Genomic DNA, 473 nt, shown 5'->3' on the forward strand with positions numbered 1-473 from the left:
CGTGCTGAGCCTGCTGCGCTAAGCAGGTAGCCAAGGGTTGCCATCGTGTTAGATGGCTGCCTTTGGTGCGTAAAAATAGTGTGTTTGACAGGCTGTACCTCTTTGGGGTGCAGCCTTTTTTTATTTCCCTTTTTGCTGGAAATGTCTCCAACTGTAAAAAAACACTCAAGTCTGCAGAGGACGGTCCGATAACTCTTTGGTAGGCGGTGCCAGTCGCAAGCAGCTTTCAGTCGCTGCAGTCGATGTTGCAACGCATGGAGGGGGCGCTCGCGCTCGCATTTTTTCAACGAAATACTGGGAGATTCACCATGGCCATGACCATCAACACCAATGTCGCTTCGATCAATGCACAGCGCAATCTGAGCCTGTCGGGCAGCACACTGTCCACCTCGATGCAACGCCTGTCTTCGGGCCTGCGTGTGAACAGCGCCAAGGACGATGCAGCAGGTCTGGCCATTTCGGAGCGCATGAAC

At 53.5% G+C, this 473-nt stretch carries 1 protein-coding gene; it reads left to right on the top strand.

What is annotated here, in order from left to right; translation table 11 throughout:
• Window positions 1-308: 308 nt before the first annotated feature.
• Window positions 309-473: flagellin N-terminal helical domain-containing protein (locus tag AC27VO_RS16535; protein ID WP_488667810.1), on the top strand; the 165-nt coding region annotated here is incomplete at its 3' end.

This window comes from Comamonas sp. 14P8.1.4, assembly GCF_057799285.1.